Consider the following 19293-nt stretch of genomic DNA (forward strand, 5'->3'; position numbering starts at 1 on the left):
CGGGGCTCTTCACTTACTGACCTGGAGACGACGTCCGATCCAACCCATCCACGATCGTTTCCCCCGGACTTGATTCGGGGGTCTCTCATCGCTTGTGCCGTGTTGAAAGTGACCCGCGGATCAAGTCCGCGGGAAGATCCGGTAGGTGTCCGAACCAACAGGGCGCGACACCACCCTCAGTAATCCCGCTCATAAAATACGCCCAGGCTGGAATTCCCGTCCTGCCCGGCCGCACCCGTAACCTTGAGATCGCTGGTCACGTCGAGATTGATCGTCACCTTGCTCTGCCCGTTGGCGCCGGCTTGCACGCCCAGATACACATTGTCCTGGAGATACGTACCGGCCTGCACCGCGACGTTGCCCTGCTCATCGGTGACGATATCGAGATCATCCAGCCCCGCCGCGCCGCGCAGGCTGTCGACCAGCCCATTGCCACCGCCGCCAACCAGTTCAGCAGCCGCACCGGCGAGCTTGGCCAGCTGCAGCGGCGATAGTTCGCCCATCGACTTCTTGAAGATCAGCCGGCTAAGCACCTCGTCCTGCGGCAGCATCGGGGTCGAGCTAAACCCGACCTGGATATCGGACGCACGGCCGGAAACCGTCACGAACACGGTGATGCCCTCGCCCTCGGTGCGCGCCACAAAATTGAGGAACGGATCGAGGTCGCCCACCAACGTTACCGTTCCGGTATCGAAGGTCACTCGCTGCCCCAGGATCGCCAGGCGCCCGCGGTTGAGCTCGAACCCGCCCACCGGCTGGATGTCGCCGATCGGCCCGGTCAGCCGCACCGACCCGCCAACCTCGGCATCGAGTCCGCGTCCACGGATGAAAATCTGGTTCGGCGCATTGACGTTGATATCAAGCACCACGCCGCCCGGCCGCGTCTGCGGCACCGGTGCACCAGCTTCGTCGACTTTGGCGCGAGCCAGCGTCTGCTCCACCGCGGTGGGCGTCCTGACATGCTCGACATCGATCAGTTGCGCCCCACCACCGAAGCTTTCCGGCACGGTGATATTGGCTTCCTCCACCAGCACGTCGCCACTGAGCAGCGGCGATCCCGTGAGGTTGCCGGTCAGCGCCAGATTGCCCGATGCCGTCGCCACGAACAGATTGCCATCGGCATAACGCGCCGAGTTGAGCGCCACCCGGATATTTGCCGGCAGCCCGCCACTCAATCCCACCGAACCCGAGGCAGCTACGCTACCTCCCGTCGCCAGGTTTGCCGAGAGACTGTCGATCACGAGATTGGAGCCGCTAAGGCTTGCCGAACCGCTGATGCCTTGCAGCCGCAAATTCAGTTCCGGGTCGATATAGCCCGAACCGCTGGTCGAAACTCGGCCACTGAATTGCGGGATGGCAATGCTGCCGCTGACCCGCGCATCGAGTGTCGCCACCCCGCTCAATTGCCCGCCGCGATCGGCCACGAACCGATTGCCCAGTGCCAGCGGCGCCGATCCCGCCACTGTCACATTGAGCCCGCCACCGCTGAGCGGCACCGTGCCCGATCCACGCATGGTCAGCCCGCCCGAGCCATTGGCCGTGAGCGAGGCCAGCGTCACCGCATTGTTGCGGAAGCTGCCATTGGCGCCGATCGTCAGCGGCGCAATGCCGAACTCGCCGATCGCCGCCGCATTGACACCCTGCGCCTGTGCTTCGAAGCTCACCTGCGGATCGCTGCTTGTCCCACCGATATTGGCCCGCCCGCTCAAGGTGCCGGCCAGACCCAAATCGGGCGCCACCGCATTGGCGATCGATAGCGGCAGCGCGTTGATGTCGAGCGCAATGCTGAGCGTCTTGCCCGCCGACCCCGTCGCCGTGATCGAACCCGAGCCCACGTCGAACCGCACCGCGTCAAGCGTCACGTTCGAGCCGGCCACCTGCAGCACCGTCGGTTGCGCCAGCCGCGCCGAGAGCTGTCCCTGCTCCAGTTGCGCGCGGTCCAGCGCCAGCCGATAGCCCTCGGCCACCGGCGTCAGCGACCCCGCGATATCGATGTCGGTCCCGGTCGCCAGGGCGGCCTGCGCATCGAACGTCGTGGTCTCGCCCGACTGGTTTGCCGTAGCCGTCAGCGTATCCACATCGACGCCTGCCGCCGAGACATCGCTTGCATTGGCCGACCCGTCGATGACGGGTACACCGAACAAGTCACCCACCGTGCCGCTGATATCGGCCGCGCCAACCCTGATGTCGTTGACCGAAAGCGCACGCACATCGGCCCGCACCGTCGCGCCCTGCGTCGCACCATCGGGGGCCAGCGTTACCTCGGCATTGACTGCGCCTTCGGCGTCCAGCAGCGCCAGCGCCGCCGGCACCGACACGTCGGGCGACACCAGCGTCAGCCCGCCATTGACCAGCCCGGTCAAAACGGTGCGCGTCAGCCCGCCCGTGATCCGCGTCCCCGCCGCCTGGAAATCGAGATCGGCAAGCACCTGCTCAGCCGGCGTCACGCTCACATCGGCCGCCAGCGTTGTCCGGAAACCGTCCAGTTCCGCCGCCCCGCTGATATTGCCGTCGAGCCGGTCGACGTCGTAGCGCCCATCGAAGCTGACGAGCGCATCGCGCAGAGCACGATCGGCCAACGTTCCGCTGGCTACGGTCGCGTCCAGGTCGAGATCGATGACATTCTCGGCGCCCTTGGCCGTACCCACGACCTTGAGCGGCCCGCTCGCCTCTTCGGAGAGCAGCGCCAGATCGCTCAGATCGAGGTTAAAGCGGAAATCAGCCAATGCATTGGAATAGGTGCCGTCGGCAACGATCTGCACCTGGTCATTGGCGATGCGGAAATCATCGGCCGTCAGCCCGGCCGTGTCCCGCGACACCCGCCCCGACAGCGACACGACACCCGTCAGCAGCCGGTCGGCAACCTCGTCACCCACCGCCAGGTCGGTACCCGTGCCATCCAGCACCAGGTCGAACCCGCCGCTGAGCGGCATGATCGAGCCCTTGGCATTGAGCGCCAGCGCCCCGTCCAGGTCGCGCCCGGCAACGCCGGAGAACGGCGAGATGCTGCTGGTCTCCAGCCCGATATCGCCGGTGAAATCCAGGCCGTCGAGCTGTCCGGTCAGCATGGCGGTCAACGCCTGCCCGACCACGCGGAACTCCGCCAGCTGTACCGGCTTGCCCGCTTCGTAGAGCCCGGCAAGACCGATGCCGATGCTGTCGCCGAGGGCCGCCTTGACCTCTTCGTCGGCAGTGATGCCTGAAACCGCGCCATCGCCGTTGAACGTCAGCATGCGCTCGGTCGGATCGTCGAGCGCCGTCGCTACGCCGCCCACGGTCAGCTCCACCGTCTCCGCCGCCAACCCCGGCTGCTCGAAGCCCTTGATCGCCAGATTAGCCGACCAGTCCTGCCCCACATTGGGGTCCGTCGCCGCAACCGCGCCGCCATAATCGATGGTGAACTGCGCCGAACCGACCTTTGTCGCGCTCCCGGCCACCGGCAGGATGACCTGTGCGCCGGCCGGGTCGGCGACCACCGCATTGAGCTGCAGCTGGCTGAGGAAATTGTCCGGCGTCGTTTCGGCTGCCGCTTCCAGCGACAATTGTCCGCCGGTCAGCCGCAGCCCGGAAATGACCACGCCGCCACCCGAGCGCACCAGCGCGTTTGCCGTCAGCGCCGTTTCCGCGCCGAAGAAAGGCCGATACGGCTCCGCGATCAACGTCGATAGTGGCCCGCGCAGATCAGCGGCGATGGCGAAGCCCTCAGCCTGTTGCTGCACCGTTGCCACACCGCTCAGGGCGGTCTGCTGGTTGGCCTGCAGCACCAGTTCCGTCCGCAGGTCCGCCACCGGCCCGCTGCCATTCAGCGTCAGCGTTACGGCAGGCCGGTTCTCGATATTGAGCAGGTTGGCGATAACACCGTTCTCCGGCTCCACCAGCGCCAGCCCCACATCGACGGTGTTGCCCTCTTTCTTGTAGGCCACGTCGAGGTCGAGTGTACCGCCAGGCCCGTCGAGCCTGACGATATCGAGGTTCGCCGTCAGGTTCCCGCCGTCGAGCGTAAAGGCTCCGGCCAACGAAATCTCGGAGCCCAGCCCGAACACGTTCTCGCCGAACGTCACCTTGGGCACGCTGAGCTCTTCAAGAATAATGGCGACCGGAAATTCCGGAATCTGCGGCGTGCCCGCCTCGGCCGGCGGCAGATCGACGCCCTCAGTTGGCTTGGCATTGCGGATATATTCGATCGAGTCAGCCCTGAGCGAACGCACTTCCAGCCGGCCCAGGAATAAAGACCCCTGGTTCCAGTTCAGTGTCGCATTGTTGACGCGCAGCCAAACGCCGTCCTGGTCCGAGATGGTGATCTCGCGCACCGACACGTCCGAACCCAGCACGCCGTCGATATTGCTGAGCCGGATTTGCCGCTCCGGCGTCGATAGCCGGTCCTGGACGAAGCTGGTCAGCCAGTCCTTCTGTTCCTCATTGTCCATCGTCAGCACGTCTTGCGCGACGATCACCGCCGGCACCGCGAGGCAAAGCCCCAGCAGTACCAGAATCAACACCACGAGCCGGCGTGGCATGGACATCACCCGCTCCACCATCAGAATGCCTGCCCTATGCCGACATAGATGGCGTATTCCGGATCACCAGGCTTCTTGTTGAGCGGAATGGCGATATCGGCGCGCAGCGGCCCGAGGCCGGTATAGTAGCGCACGCCCAGGCCCGCCCCGATCCGCAGATCGTCGACGCCGGGGAAGGTGTCGGCGGCCACATAGCCGCCATCGACAAAGCCGACCACCCCAATGCTCTCTGTCACCTTGGCCCGCGCCTCGAGCGAGGCTTCGAGCAGGTAGCGACCACCGGTCACCCCGCCCTTGCCGTCGTCGACGCCGATCGATTTGAAACCATAACCACGCACCGAGCCGCCGCCACCGGCAAAGAACAGCCGGTCGGGCGGAATCTCGGCCAGGTCGGGCCCCAGCAGCACGCCAGCCTTGAGCCGCCCGGCCAGCACGACATTGTCGTCCTCACCAAAGCCAAAATAGGTCCGCGCCTCGGCCGTCGCCTGCGCTCCGGCATTACCGTAGGAAAATTCGTAGAATGGGTCGAGCGTCCCGGCGAAGTACCAGCCCTCAGTGGCGTCCACCTTGTCGTCGCGGCTGTCATAGATCACACCGGAATAGAGCCCAGCGGTGGTGAAGTCGCGCGTTCCGAACACGTCTTCAAATCGGTTGCGCTCGAAGCTCAGCCCGCCCTGCGCCGTGATCTGGTCGGAAAACACATGGCTCAGCCCCACCTTCCCGCCGACCGATATTTCGGTGAAGGTCGGATAGATGGTCCGCTCTGCCGAAACCGCTGCGATGAGATCGGTGTCGGGCGTGAAAATGCCCGGCTTGGTAAAGGTACCGCCGAAGAAGTAGTCGAACTGCGCTGTATCGATCGGCCAGGCAATAGAGGCGACGCGCGCATCGAGCCGCAACCGCTCCGCCTGCCCGAACAGGTTCCGCCACAGGTGGTAGGCCTCAAGACCCAGGCCATCGATGGTGGAATAGGTCGCGCCGACGCCGAATCGGGCGCCCGGCAATTCCTGTACGATCAACTCATAGGGCAACAGCCCGTCAGCGCCGATCGAGTCCGCCGCCGTCAGTCGCGCCGCCCGGAACACTTCCAGCCGGTCGAGCCGCTTCTGCGCCAGCGCCAACTCGTCGGGATCGTATTCTTCACCCACCACCAACCCGGTCTGCCGGCGCACGAATTCGGGGTCCATCCGCTCGGTACCGCTGACCATGACATCACCGAACGCCGCCTTGGCCCCCGGATTGACTGTGATGGTCACATCCACCGTATTGCTCGCATGGTCGGCCACCACGTCGCGGGTGACGATAACCGCCTTGGCATAGCCCTGCTGCCGCCAGGCTTCCAGCGCCAGCGCCTCGGCCTTCAGCACCACGCTGGACTTAGCCACTTCGCCAGCGCCAAAACCCTGGCTTGACGGCGGGTCGACGAAGTCACCCGGATCGGTGGAAGGCACAGCCTGGTTGACGATATTGACGCTGTTGAAAGTGAACAGCGGACCTGGGTCGACGACGATGGCCACGTCCACCGGATCGGGCAGGTTTACGTCCGGCGCCAGGTTGGCCGCCTCCTGCCCGCCGACGCGGATGCTGACCACGCCGCCATAGTGACCCTCATTGTAAAGGGCGGCCACGATGCGCCGGTAATCGCCCCGCGCCTTTGCCAGCAGACCCGCGGCGCCCGATGCCGGCTCGGCCTCATCAGCCACCAGCGCCGAGGCATTGCGCACCACGCTTTCGAGATTGCCCGTGGCATTCACCGCCACGCTGACCTTGTATGGCTGCGGATCGGCGATCACCGCTTCGGCGTCTGCCTCGCTTTGCTCCTCGAACAGCTTAATGCCGAAAATTTCGAATGCACTGACAGGCGCCGCGGTCATGCCTAAAGCGGCGGCCGCAACGCACAATGCGCCAATACTCGTTACAAACCGCGCGATATGCAGTGGACCAGTTCCCGCCCGTTACGCTTCAACCACTTAGGCAGAAACGTAGATTGCCCCTGGAAGCGGAAAGATTGCGTTAATCAACCCTCGCCCCAACTGTGCTGACGCTGCACGCCCGCCCAACAGGCGTACATTTCATGGCAAGTTTAGGGCTACCCGGAGGCAGCAGGCAACCTCCGAGACGATTTGTGCCAAATTGCGCCGACGATGGTGGCCGATCGGGCACACCCTTTTGCTTGTCGCCGTCCATCCCCCGTTGACGCCTTGCCCCCGGCCGGTCCACCCTTGCGCTCCCTCCAGACCTTCCCAGGACCGCCGCTATGTATCAGCTGCTCGATCCCAGCCGCTTTGTCGTCTTCATCACCGGTGCCACGTCCGGATTCGGCGCGGCCGCGGCCCGCCGCTATGTCGCCGCCGGCGGCAAGGTGATCGCGACAGGCCGCCGCCGGGATCGGCTGATCGATCTGCAGATCGAGCTTGGCGCTGAAAACTGCCACATCGTCGAGCTCGACGTGCAGGATCGGGCCGCCATCGATGCCGCCATTGCCGGGCTGCCCACCCCCTTCGACGGTATCAATATCGTGCTCGCCAATGCTGGCCTGGCCCTGGGCCTGCAGCCCGCCGCCGAAACCGATATTACCGATTGGGAGACAATGATCGCCACCAACGTCACCGGCCTTGCCTATACCGTGCGCGCCCTGCTCCCCGGCCTCATCGCCCGCGGCGGCGGCCATGTCGTGACCCTTGGTTCGGTGGCCGGTGACTATCCTTATCCCGGCGGCTCGGTCTATGGCGCCACCAAGGCCTTCGTGAAGCAGTTCGCGCTCAATCTCCGCTCCGATGTGCAGGGCAAGAATATCCGCGTCACCAACATCGAGCCGGGCCTGACTGAAACCGAGTTTTCTCTGGTGCGCTTCAAGGGCGACGAGGGAAAGGCTGCTGCGCCCTATTCGGGCACCAAGGCCATGAATGCCGACGATATTGCCGAGTCCATTTTCTGGACCACGACGCTACCCGCCCATGTCAACGTCAACCGCTTGCAGCTCATGGCCACTACTCAGGCCTTTGGCCCCTTCGATATTCATCGAAAATAGTAAGATAGTACTAACTATATTATTGCGCTAACCCGCTGATGGCCCTCCAATGTGGCCATGAAGTCCGGTCGCGTCACCCCCAGCCTCTTGCTTGTTGTCATTGCGCTGTTCTGCGTGGCGCTTGGGCTGGGTCTGGTTGTCGTCGCCACCTCGTTCAATTCCATTGGACTGCGTCTGGCGAAAGGTGAGCGCGGCGTGATGATATCGGCCGTGTCTGCCGACGGCGCCTATTCGATCCCGCCGCCCCGGCCGGGTTCCATGCTCCTGGCCATTGGCCCCGCACCACCCACCGCCACCCCCGAGCCGATGGAGCTCACCACCACCGACTTCGTCCCCGAGCCCGATAGCCTGGGCAGTTACGCCGAATATCACCAATTTCTCGACCGGCAGACTAGGCTGTCGGAGCTCCTGGAAAATGGCGCAGTCGAATTGCGCCTGCAGGACCCCGCCACCGGCGAAACCTACACCGCCGTTGCCGGCGCCCGCCCGCGCACTGTCATGGACCTGCCCGATGGCTTCTGGGTCCAGGCCCTGACCGGCATTGCCGCCCTGCTCATCGCTGGCTGGGTGTGGGCGCTGCGCCCGCGCCACATCGGTCCGACAATGTTCATGCTCAGCGCCATCAGCCTGACAATGGCGACATCGACATCGGCCATCTACGCCAACCGAGACCTGGCCGTGCCCGGTTGGCTCTACGCAGCGCTGGTGCCGGTCAACCATGCCGGCGTCATTATCTTCTGTCTCGCCATGGTCGCGCTGCTGCTGAGCTATCCGCGCCAGGTCGTCCGCCCGGCCTGGTTCTGGCTTCTGCCGGCCCTGGGTGCGGCGCTTCTGGCTCTCGACTTCGCCGAGATCGAACTGGGCATGGGTCCGTCACAACTCTACGTGCTGATCAGCCTGGGCACTCTGGTCATCATCAGCCTGATCGGCCTGCAATGGTGGAAGACGCGCGACAATCCCGGGGATCGCGCCGCCCTCGGCTGGCTGGGTCTCTCCATCATTACCGGCGCCGGCGCCTATACCCTGCTGGGCGCCGCCCCTATCCTGCTCGATCTGCCCTTCGGCCTGCCGCAAAGCCACGTCACCGGCGTGCTGGTCATCATCTATGTCGGCCTCGCCTTCGGCCTCAGCCGCTATCGCCTGTTCGAACTGGGCGACTGGTCCTACCGCGTGCTGTTCTACACGGTCGGAGCGCTGCTCCTGCTCGTCCTCGATGGCGCCCTGATTTACCTGCTCAACATCGCTGCCGCCCCCGCGCTTGGCATCGCGCTGCTGCTGGTGGGCTTCGTCTATCTGCCGCTGCGCGACCTGATCTGGCATCGCGCTACCGCCAGCCGACGCATCGAACAGGACGAGCTCTTTTCCGCCGCGCTCGACGTGGCCTTTGCCGGCTCGCCGTCCGAAAGCGCCGCCCGCTGGCGCGCTTTGCTCAAACGCCTGTTCGATCCCCTCGAAATCACTGAGACCGCCTATCCCGACAGGAGGCCCGCTGCCACCGAGGACGGCCTGTCCCTGCAACTGCCCGCCGTCGCTGGCGCCCCAGCCTTGCGGCTGACCTATCCGTTTGCCGGTCGCGGGCTGTTTTCCCCCAGCCATCTCAAGCTGGCGACCAACCTCGTCTCACTGACCGAACGCGCCGACGAGGGTCGCGCCGCCTATATGCAAGGTGTCGGCGAAGAGCGCCGCCGCATGGCGCGCGACCTGCACGACGATGTCGGCGCCCGCCTGCTCACCGGCCTCCACACCGCCGACGAGATGACGCGCCCCACGCTCCAGGCGGCGCTTTCCGATATTCGCGCCATTGTCAGCGGCTTGGCAGGCGAAGCTGCCAGCCTCGACCGCGTCCTCGCCGAATCGCGTCACGAGGCGGCCCGACGTCTGGAGGCGGCCGGCATCGAGCTCGATTGGCCGCTTCCCGATAGCGACGTGGACGCCATCCATCTCGACTATCGCCTGCATAAGGCCCTGGCCTCGGCCGTCCGCGAGATCGTCTCCAACGTCGTCCGCCACTCCGGCGCCGGGCGGCTCCGCGTTACCCAGACCCTCTCTCCCAATCGCCTCAGCCTCGTCTTCGCCGATAACGGCAAGGGACTCCCCACCTTCGTTCTCGCCGGTGAGGCAACGGGCTTTGGGCTGCGCAACCTACGCCATCGCGCCGAGGAGGTCGGCGGACGCCTTGAGGTCAGCGCCGGCCGCCCTGGCACGGTCATTGCCATCGATCTGCCGCTCGTGCTGTCGCCGCACACCCCGAAACCGGGGGTGCCAACGCGGCCTCTAGCGCTTAACTCAGAGGTATGAGCGCCCAACCCGCCACCCGCCTCTGTCTCCTGCTCGAAGACCAGCCCGTCACGCGCGACTGGATGCTGACGGTTCTATCCGCCGCCTTTCCAGAGCTGCGCATCGAAACCGTGGGTACCCTCAGGGCTGCCCATGCCTGGTTGGATCGGCGGGGCGACGAACTGTGGATGGCCGTTATCGATGTCGGCCTGCCCGACGGCTCCGGCGTCGATATCGTCCGTCGCCTGCATCAGGAGTACCCCGAGGCGCTGCCCATCGTCGCCACCATCTATGATGACGACGCCCACCTTTTCGAGGCCATCGCCGCCGGCGCGCGTGGCTATGTTCTCAAGGACGAAGAGGCTGAATTGCTGGTCGGCTATTTGCGCCGGATCGAGCGCGGCGAGCCCCCGCTATCGCCCTCCATCGCCCACCGGATGTTGAGCCATTTCCGCGCGCCCCCCGTCATCCGCGACGACGCCGGCCTCAGCCCGCGCGAAACCGAAGTCCTGACCCTGCTCGCCCGCGGCATGACTGTAGCCGAGGCCGCCCATCGTCTGGGCCTCCAGCCCCAGACCGTCGCCTCATACGTCAAGGTCATCTATCAGAAACTCAGCGTCACCAGCCGCGCCGAAGCCACCCGCGAAGCCGTCCGCCGCGGTCTGGCCTGAGCTTCCTCACAGCCCCAAGAACCGCACCGTGTCAGGGTCAACCGGCACGCCCTCGGCTTCGCGCCGCGCCACCTCGTCCCATTCGCGATCGCCGGGCGCCATCACCCGCTCGGCCCCGGGTCGGACCGCCGCCCCGCGCAGGCTCGCCAGATAGCGCGTCATCATCATGCCGAACATCTCGCGCCCGACAAACTTGTCCGGATCGATCACCAGCACGAAATGCCCCATATTGCGGGGCGTCGACACATCGCCACCGCCATACATCGGGATGAAATCGGTATCGAGCGTTGTGCCCGTCAGCAGCGCCGAGAACAGCGTCGCAACCCCCGCCAGCGCCGCGCCCTTATAGCCATAATCCGCCCCGCCCAGCGGCAGCAGCATTTCCACTTGATCCGGGTCCGTCACCGGCAACCCATTCTTGTCCGCCGCGATCCCCGCTGGCAGCTCCAACCCTAGCGACCGGTGCAGCAGCACCCGGTTCATGGGAATGGACGACGTCGCCATGTCGAGCAACCATGGCTTGCTATCAGGCACCGGCGCGGCGAAAGCCAACGGATTGGTGCCGTGGAATTTCGACGCCCCGTCGAACAGCGCCACCATCGAATCCGTATTGGTCGTGGCAAAGGTCACAAACCCCTGCTCCGCCCCCGCCAGTGCATACGCCCCAGCCGCACCCAGATGCGACGAATGCGCGATCCCCACTGCACCCACGCCGGCCGTCCGCGCCAGCTCAATCCCGACCTCCACGGCCCGATAGGCCGCATAGTGTCCGAGCCCATCGTCACCATCGACCATGGCCGATCCCGCCGCCCGGATCTCGACCTTGAGCTGCGGATTTTTCTTGAGCCGCCCACCCTTGAGCATGTTGCAATAATGCTCGGTCAACCGCACCCCATGGCTATCCACACCCACCATGGAGGCATGCAGCATCGCCCTGGTCGCCGCCGCCAGCGACGCCTCACTGGCTCCCGCTTCTCGCAGACGGGTGGCGACCGTCTGTTCAAGGACAGGTGCCGAGAACCGTTTCGTATCGTTGGCTTGCATCCAAGTAGACCTCAATGCCTGTACAGGTGCCCCACCCTATCCATCCCGGGCCACAACGTCATTCCCGCGAAAGCGGGAATCTCCTTTCATCTTCAGCACAAGCGGGATTCCCGCTTTCGCGGGAATGACAGAGCGGATATGGCGCACTATGCTCAATCCAAACATTGAGACCATTCATGCCTTCCATCGACCCCATCACCCGCGACCTCTGGCAGGTCATATCAGCCACTGACGAAGTCCCCGTTGGCCAGGTCGCCACGACGCTCCTGCTCGACACGCCGCTCGCCCTCACCCGCGACAATGACGGCCTGCCCGTCGTCTGGCGCCGTACCAACGAAGAGCAGGGCGACGAGATCGACGCCGATTCTATCCTCGACCGCCTCCCCGTCATCACGGGCTATGGCTACATCTGGACCAGCTTCGGCAATCCCCCCAAAGAGCTGTTCCCGATCCCCGAATATGCCGAGGCCGACCGCAAGAACATGAGCTGCGGCTCCATCGGCTTGCACGTTTCCGCTCCCCGCGCCGTCGAAAACTTCCTCGACATGGGCCACTTCCCCTATGTCCACACCGACATCCTCGGCGCCGAGCCGCATACCGAGGTTAAGGAATACGACGTCGAAGTCTCCGAGGAGCGCGACGAAGTTCTGGCTACCCGCTGCCGGTTTTTCCAGCCCCGTGCCGCCCTGTCAGCCACCGAGGGCCAGGAGGTCGAATACGTCTACCGCGTGCCGCACCCTTTCTGCTCGGTGCTCTACAAATCCTGCCCCGAGGATGAAAACCGTCGCGACGTCATCGCCATCTTCCTGCAGCCTATGACCGAGGAACGTTGCCGCGCCCACCTGCTGCAATCCATGGTCGACAGCACCTCGACCATCACTGAACTGCGGCGCTTCCAGCAGACCATCTTCGGGCAGGACAAGCCCATCCTCGAAAACCAATACCCCAAGCGCCTCCCCCTCGACCCGCGCTCGGAAACCCCTATCCGCGCTGACAAATCCGCCATCGCCTACCGCCGCTGGCTCAGCCAGAAGGGCATCACCTACGGCGTCATTCCCGTCGCAAGCTGATGCAATGGAGCGAGCCTCGTACGCCAAGGCCCGCCGAATACGACCTCATCCGATCGTGGCGCGATCCCAATAGTCTCGGATGACCGCATGACGCTCTCGCTTTCCGATCCCACCTGGTACCCCATCGCCTCGAGCGAGGACCTGCCCTTCCGCCACGTTTATCAGGGCCAGCTCCTCGGCCGCGAACTGGCCGTCTGGCGCGCCGACGATGGCAATGTGAACGTCTGGGAAAACCGCTGCCTTCACCGTGGCGTCCGCCTCTCCATCGGCATCAACGAGGGCGGCGAGCTCAAGTGCCAGTACCACGGCTGGCGCTATGCCAACCGCTCCGCCGGCTGCACCTATATCCCGGCCCACCCGGCGGATGCCCCAGCGCGCCGAATCGAGAACCGCACCTACCCTGTGCGCGAAGCCTATGGCTTGGTATGGTCATCAGCCAATAACGACATTGCCTTCACGCCCTTCCCCGGCGCCGATTCCGCCGACTGGTTTGCTCTCCGCCCCATGCCGGCCAATGCCGCCCCCGAGGACGTGCACGCGGCCCTCGTCCGCCTCGCGCCCGACGACCAGCCGGCCGAGCTGCTCCCCGGCCTTGCTCTGCGCCTCGATGGCACGCTCTACTTCGTCCAGCCCGTCGATGCCGGCCGCTCCGTCATCCGCGGCCTCCTTGCCGGCCAACCCGACGACGCGCTGACCACGCTGCGCCACTACAACGAAATCCTGACCAAGCTGCGCGACCGCCTAGAACGTGCTGCCGCGCGCAAGCCGGCGCCCACACCCCTGCAACCCATCTTCGAGAAGGTTGCCGTCGATCTCGCCACCATGCCCGAGATCGCCATTCCTCGTGGCAACACCATGCCGGTGGTGGTCAAGCGCAAATGGACCAGCGCCGATGGCGTCATCGGCTTCGAACTCGCCGCGCGCGACGGCCACCTGCCCACCTTCCAGCCCGGCGCCCATATCGACGTGCACCTGCCCAATGGCCTCATCCGCCAATATTCCATCACCAATGGCCCTGGCGAGTTGATGAGCTACATCATCGGCGTCAAGCAGGAGAGCGCCAGCAAGGGCGGCTCAAAAATCCTCGTCGACACCGTCCGCGAGGGCGACCTGCTCTCCATCTCCGAACCGCGCAACAACTTCCCGCTGCGCCGCGACGCGGTCAGGTCGGTGCTCATCGCCGGGGGCATCGGCATTACGCCACTGCTCTCAATGGCCCGCTTTCTCGACAAGTCTTCCCTGCCCTACGAGCTGCACTATTTCACCCGTGCCGGCGAACAGGTCGCCTTCCGTGGTGACCTCGAAGCCCTCCACGGCAAGGTCATCCTCCACACCGGCCTGCCCCGAGCCGAAATCGCCTCCACCATCGCCACCGCCCTCGGCGAATGGTCCCGGGCCCAGCATGTCTATGTTTGCGGCCCGTCCGCCATGCTCGAATCCGTCCGCACCACCGCCGCCGCGCAGGGCTGGCCGGACGAGGCGATCCACTTCGAATATTTCAAGAACGACAAGGTCATCGACGACAGCTCGAGCTTCGAGATCGAACTCGCCCGCTCCGCCATGACCCTTCACGTCCCCTCGGGCCGTACCATCCTCGAAATCATGCGTGAGAACGGCCTCACCGTCCCCAGCTCCTGCGAACAAGGCGCCTGCGGCACCTGCCTGACCACTGTCATGGAAGGCGAGGTCGACCACCAGGACGTCTACCTCAACGACAGCGAAAAACGCTCCAACGCCTGCATGATGACCTGTGTGTCACGCGCAAAGAGCGCACGTTTGGTGCTGGACATCTGATGATGAACTTTTCAGTGCTGGCACTATCTCACCTCCCCACGATCGTTCAGCGGCGAATGACCCTCGGGTCAAGCCCAAGGGAACGCCAGTGGCCGTGGCAGTGCGGGGAGCAAAACCAATGATCACCCTCTACGATTTCGAGCTCTCCGGAAACTGCTACAAGCTCCGTCTCCTGATGAGCATCCTCAAGCTGCGCTATGACATCGTCCCGGTGGACTTCTACCCGGGCCGCCAGCACAAGGCCGACTGGTTCCTCAAGCTCAATCCCTTCGGCCAGCTCCCGGTGCTGAAGGATGACGAGCTCGTCCTCTCGGACTCCGGCGCCATTCTCGCCTACCTCGCCAAAAAATACGACGAAGCCGGCCTCTGGTTTCCCGACGATCCTGCCATCACGGCGGAAATCCTGCGCTGGCACGCCGTCGCCGACGACATCACCGCCACCAGCTCCGCCGCTCGCCTCGTCCTCGGCATGTTCTACGATTTCGATCTGGAAAAGGCCCAGAAAGGCGCCCATCGCATCTTCCGCCTGATGGACGAACACCTCTGGTTCGGCGAGCGCGAGGGCCGCGACTGGCTCTGCTCACCAGCGCATCCGACAACCGCTGATATCGCCTGCTTCCCCTATGTGATGCTGAGCGAAGAGGGCGGCATATCCCGGCAGGATTACCCCGCCCTCCGTCGCTGGACCGATCGCGTGCGACGAATACCGGGCTTCATGGTGATGTCCGGTATCTTCCCGGCGGGTCGGGCCTTGGAAACGACCTAAGACTTGGTCTTGCTCGTCGGTCTGGTCTTCCAGCTCTGATAGTCGTCCGCCACGCAGCCAAAGGGAGCGCGCTCGTCACCAAACCGTGCTTCGAGCTGAGTGCAACCCCACAGGTTGAGCGGCTCGGGCATCAGATTGTTAATCTCCATTCCCAGCGAGTCGAAGGCATCGGGGGTATTGGTGACGTAGTAGAGCCAGTAGCCGCCGATGCCGACAGCGGCCAATACCAGCACGACGACGACGGCGATCAGTCCGCGCATGGCCCGCTTAGCAAGCGAGGGCTTCGCCGCCGCGATCTGCACCACGGCATCGCGCCCGCTCTGCTCCGCGTCAAATGCCGCCAGCGCGTTCCGGCGCTCGACATCGCTCAGCGCCAGCCGCTCCAACCCGCGATCCAGCAGCACCGGCAGCTTGATGTGCTCGGCCTGGACCGCCACCGCGACGACATTGCCGCTGGCATCCACCGCCATCAGCGGCTCCTGACCACGGGCAAACTTCGTCCGCGTCACGCGCGGAGAGCGCTTGCCGTTGCGATAATCGGCGTAGCTTACAAAGCCATTCCGCGTGTCGGTGATCTGGACCGGCACCAGTTGCACCCGACCCGGCGTGGCTGCCGCACGGTTGGAATTCCAGGCCCGCAGCCCCGCCAAAACCATGGCAATCGCGCCACCCGCGAAAATCAAGATCAGCACCGCAAACACCGCCAGGCGGTTCCACAGCATTTCCAGCCCCAGGCTGAGCGTGGCCAGTTCCGGCTTGTCGGCCGAGATCACCACGTCGACCAGGTAGTCGCTGCCGGAAAAATCGATGAAGGCGAGCGACACCTGCGTGTCGTAACTCTTGCCCTTATAGTCATAGACCAGCCGCGCATCGCAGTCGGTCAGCCCCCGGCGCGTGCTGCACTCGCCGTCCAGCACCTCAGCCTGCGGCAGCGTCAGCGGATTTTGGTTGATCTGGATATCGCGCCACAGGCCCGGCCCCTGCCAGACCGCAAAAAAGCCGAACAGGGCAAGCATCGTGACAATGGCAAAGAGAAAGCCAGCCGGCGCCGCAAAAGGACGCTCGGCAACAGCAATGGATCGATTGGGCAATGGGAGATCGACAAACGACATGAAGAACCTGCAGCAACGTTCAGTGTCGCTCTGATACGCCAGCCGAACCCGCAAGCAAACGCAAGAATTGCACCAGTGGCGCTGCCCATCCCCTAGCCCCGCGCTCCCATTCCCGCTATTGCCTTGAACAAAATCGAGGAGTCTTCCCCATGATCATCGAGCCAAAGATTCGCGGCTTCATCTGCACCACCGCCCATCCCGTGGGCTGCGCCACCAATGTCCAGCGCCAGATCGATCATGTCGTGGTCAAGGGCCCGATCCCGTCCGCCCGCAAGCGCGTTCTCGTGCTCGGTTGCTCCACCGGCTATGGCTTGGCCTCGCGCATCGTCACCACCTTCGGCAGCGATGCCGATACCGTGGGCGTCTCCTTCGAGCGCGAGCCTGGCGAAGCCAAGCCCGCTTCGGCCGGCTGGTACAATAACCGCGCCTTCGAGAACCGCGCCAAGGCCGCCGGCCGCAAAGCCATCACGATCGAAGGCGACGCCTTCTCCGACGCCGTCAAGGCGGAAGCCATCGAGGCTATCAAGGCCAATCTCGGCCAGGTGGATCTCATCGTCTATTCGGTCGCCTCCCCGGTCCGCACCGATCCCAAGGACGGTGTCTCCTATCGCTCTGCCATCAAGCCCTATGGCGCTCCGGTGACCTCCAAGACCCTCAATACCGGCACCGGCGAAGTCTCCGAGATTTCTGTCGAACCCGCTACCGAGGAAGAAGCCGCCGCCACCGTCAAGGTCATGGGCGGCGAAGATTGGGAGCTCTGGATTGCGGCCCTCGCCGAAGCCGGCGCCCTCGCCGATGGCTTCCAGTCGCTCAACTACACCTATCTTGGCAGCGAGCTGACCTGGCCGATCTACCACAAGGGCACCCTGGGCAAGGCCAAGGGCGATCTCGACCGCGCCGCGTCAGCCATTCGCGCCGCCCATGGCGATCAGGCCGCCAACGTCGTCGCCCTCAAGGCCGTGGTCACCCAGGCCAGCTCCGCCATTCCGGTCGTACCGCTCTACGGTACCCTGCTGATCAAGGTCGAAGACGAAATGGGCCTGGGCGAAGGCCCCATCCAGCAAATCGACCGCCTGTTCCGCGACAAGCTTCAGGGCCAGGTCGCACTCGACGACGAAAACCGCATCCGCGTCGATGATTGGGAATTGTCCGAAACCATGCAGGCCGAACTGAAAAAGCGCTGGTCAGCCCTCACCACCGAGACCCTCCCCGCGCTGGCCGACCTGCCCAAGTATCGCGAGGAATTCCTTAAACTCTTCGGCTTCGGCCTCGGCGGCGTTGACTATAGCCAGGACGTTGATCCCCGGGTGGTGAACTAGGGTTCTTATCTCCCTCTGGGGCAGAGGTCGCCCCTCTTGGATCGGTGAGGGACAATGCGCAGATCTTTCAGTCGCCCACCCTCCCCTTGTAGGGAGGGAAGCGAGATGGGATTTGGCGCTCGCTAAGTCCGTGAATCGAGCAGGGTGGGGGTTTGTCTCCGCGAGTCAGATACACGCCATACCGCCACCCCTGATCCCTCCCCACAAGGGGAGGGTGTCGACTGGGAGACCGTGGCAATCAACACGTGCCTAAACCTTCGCCTTCCCCGCCTTGCTCACCAGCAGCTGATTGAGCCGCATCTTGTCGGCATCCACCACCTCGAACACGTAGCCCGCGGCCTCCACCTTATCGCCCTTGCGCGCCGCCCGCCGCATGCGATGCACGATGAACCCGCCAATGGTCTCGTAATTTGCCTGGGCCTCCAGATGCTTGATGCCCAGTGCCCTCGTCACATCCACAAACGGCGCCATGCCGTCCACCAACCAGCTACTATCGTCGCGTTTGAGGATGGCCTGCTCCTCGAACGGATTGGCCAGGCCCTGCATCAGCGCGCCCATCAAATCCTTGAACGTCACCACGCCCACGACCAGCGCATATTCGCTGACCACCAGCGCAAAGCCGGTGCTCTGCGCCTGAAACTCCGCCAGCACTTCCCACACATTGAGCGTATCGGGCACCGACAGCACGTCGCGCCGCGCCTTGGCAAAATCCACCTCTTCGTGCCGGTCGATCGCCGTCGCCAGCACGTCCTCGGCCCGCACACAGCCGATCACCGCATCGATGCCGCCATCGCAGATGGGATAATGCGAGAACGGGCGCTTGCGCACCTTGTCCTGCTGCACCGCCGGCGGGTCCTTGATGTCGAGATAGACGATGTCGTCACGAATGGTCATGACCGAGGTGACGCTGCGCAGTTCCAGCGCCAGCACATTCTCGATCAGTCGATGCTCGTTCTTCATCAGCACGCCTGACGCGGCCCCACCCGCCAGGATTAGTCGGAAATCGTCCGCAGTCACTTCATCGGCGCCCACTTTGGGCTCCAGCTTGAACCAGCCGATGATCACGTCCGACAGTTTGCCGAAAAACCACACTAGCGGCCGCAGCAACTTGACCGCAATTTCCGGAAACCAGACGACAGCCAGCGCCACTTCCTCAGGCACCAGCATCGCCACCCGCTTCGGCGTGAGATCGGCGAACAACACGAACAGTCCAGTTACCAGCACAAAGGCCAAGACCGACCCCACCGGCAGCGCCACATCCACACCGACGCCGAGCAATTCCAGCCCGCCGGCAAACACCGGCCCCAGCGTATCCTGACCTAGCGTACCTGCCAGGATCGACACCGCATTTGTGGCGATCTGCAGCGCAGTGATCACATTCCCCGCATCGGCCCGCAACGCCACGAAGCGCTTCGCCTTGGCATTCCCCGCCTCGGCCAGCGCCCGTATCCGCACCTCGCGCGCCGCCGCAAAAGCAATTTCAGACAGGGATATGATCACGCTGACCCCGATCAGGGTCGCGATCAGCACTATGCCAACGAGTGGATTCATGGGGTCAACGCGTAACTATGGCCGGGAGCGACCTTCTAACACGAGCCCGCCGACAAACAGAAATCCCGCCCACCGGCGTTCCCTCGGACTTGATCCTACGGCTATTCGCAACACGGCAAATACGCGGAAAGGCTCTCGGAT

12 protein-coding genes are annotated in these 19293 nt (G+C 64.3%); 7 read left to right on the plus strand and 5 right to left on the minus strand.

The features are described from left to right. Positions 1 to 176 precede the first annotated feature (176 nt). On the minus strand, positions 177 to 4523 hold the full coding sequence (locus MF606_RS15950) for a translocation/assembly module TamB domain-containing protein (protein WP_240230333.1): 4347 nt from the start codon (positions 4521 to 4523) through the stop codon (positions 177 to 179). Between the two features lie 14 nt (positions 4524 to 4537). Further along, positions 4538 to 6391 (minus strand): autotransporter assembly complex protein TamA, encoded by a 1854-nt coding sequence (locus MF606_RS15955; RefSeq protein ID WP_240230334.1) that lies wholly within the window; start codon positions 6389 to 6391, stop codon positions 4538 to 4540. 383 nt (positions 6392 to 6774) lie between these two features. Between MF606_RS15955 and MF606_RS15960 the strand changes: the two genes are divergently transcribed. Genes MF606_RS15960 through MF606_RS15970 form a run of 3 tightly spaced genes read left to right on the plus strand, consistent with a single transcriptional unit; the run spans position 6775 to position 10496 of the window. Beyond that, positions 6775 to 7548 (plus strand): SDR family NAD(P)-dependent oxidoreductase, encoded by a 774-nt coding sequence (locus MF606_RS15960; RefSeq protein WP_240230335.1) that lies wholly within the window; start codon positions 6775 to 6777, stop codon positions 7546 to 7548. 57 nt (positions 7549 to 7605) lie between these two features. Next, positions 7606 to 9846, plus strand: coding sequence for a sensor histidine kinase (locus MF606_RS15965; RefSeq protein ID WP_240230336.1), 2241 nt, complete (start codon positions 7606 to 7608; stop codon positions 9844 to 9846). Continuing rightward, on the plus strand, positions 9843 to 10496 hold the full coding sequence (locus MF606_RS15970; protein ID WP_240230337.1) for a LuxR C-terminal-related transcriptional regulator: 654 nt from the start codon (positions 9843 to 9845) through the stop codon (positions 10494 to 10496). Before MF606_RS15965 ends, MF606_RS15970 begins: the two co-directional genes overlap by 4 nt. A gap of 6 nt (positions 10497 to 10502) precedes the next feature. On the opposite strand, the gene MF606_RS15975 is transcribed toward MF606_RS15970, so the two are convergent. After that, positions 10503 to 11540 carry an Ldh family oxidoreductase gene (locus MF606_RS15975; RefSeq protein ID WP_240230338.1) on the minus strand — a complete coding sequence of 346 codons (1038 nt, stop codon included), beginning with the start codon at positions 11538 to 11540 and terminating at the stop codon, positions 10503 to 10505. Between the two features lie 176 nt (positions 11541 to 11716). Here MF606_RS15975 and MF606_RS15980 point away from each other — a divergent pair, with 176 nt between their 5' ends. From MF606_RS15980 to MF606_RS15990, 3 genes are all read left to right on the plus strand, one after another. Next, the gene (locus MF606_RS15980; RefSeq protein WP_240230339.1) at positions 11717 to 12610 is read left to right on the plus strand and encodes an aromatic ring-hydroxylating oxygenase subunit alpha; all 894 of its coding nucleotides are present in this window, start codon (positions 11717 to 11719) and stop codon (positions 12608 to 12610) included. Between the two features lie 87 nt (positions 12611 to 12697). Then, entirely contained in the window at positions 12698 to 14404 is a 1707-nt protein-coding gene (locus MF606_RS15985; protein ID WP_240230340.1) for a Rieske 2Fe-2S domain-containing protein, read from the plus strand. Between the two features lie 118 nt (positions 14405 to 14522). Next, on the plus strand, positions 14523 to 15170 hold the full coding sequence (locus tag MF606_RS15990) for a glutathione S-transferase family protein (RefSeq protein ID WP_240230341.1): 648 nt from the start codon (positions 14523 to 14525) through the stop codon (positions 15168 to 15170). On the opposite strand, the gene MF606_RS15995 is transcribed toward MF606_RS15990, so the two are convergent. Continuing rightward, entirely contained in the window at positions 15167 to 16282 is a 1116-nt protein-coding gene (locus MF606_RS15995) for a hypothetical protein (RefSeq protein ID WP_240230342.1), read from the minus strand. The genes MF606_RS15990 and MF606_RS15995 overlap by 4 nt on opposite strands. Positions 16283 to 16431: 149 nt before the next feature. Here MF606_RS15995 and fabV point away from each other — a divergent pair, with 149 nt between their 5' ends. Continuing rightward, on the plus strand, positions 16432 to 17601 hold the full coding sequence (fabV, locus tag MF606_RS16000; RefSeq protein ID WP_240230343.1) for an enoyl-ACP reductase FabV: 1170 nt from the start codon (positions 16432 to 16434) through the stop codon (positions 17599 to 17601). Positions 17602 to 17850: 249 nt separating this feature from the next. Here the strand turns inward: fabV and MF606_RS16005 are convergent, their stop codons facing one another. Beyond that, on the minus strand, positions 17851 to 19152 hold the full coding sequence (locus tag MF606_RS16005; RefSeq protein ID WP_240230344.1) for a hemolysin family protein: 1302 nt from the start codon (positions 19150 to 19152) through the stop codon (positions 17851 to 17853). Positions 19153 to 19293: the final 141 nt, after the last annotated feature.

The organism is Devosia lacusdianchii (assembly GCF_022429625.1).
Lineage (GTDB): Bacteria > Pseudomonadota > Alphaproteobacteria > Rhizobiales > Devosiaceae > Devosia > Devosia lacusdianchii.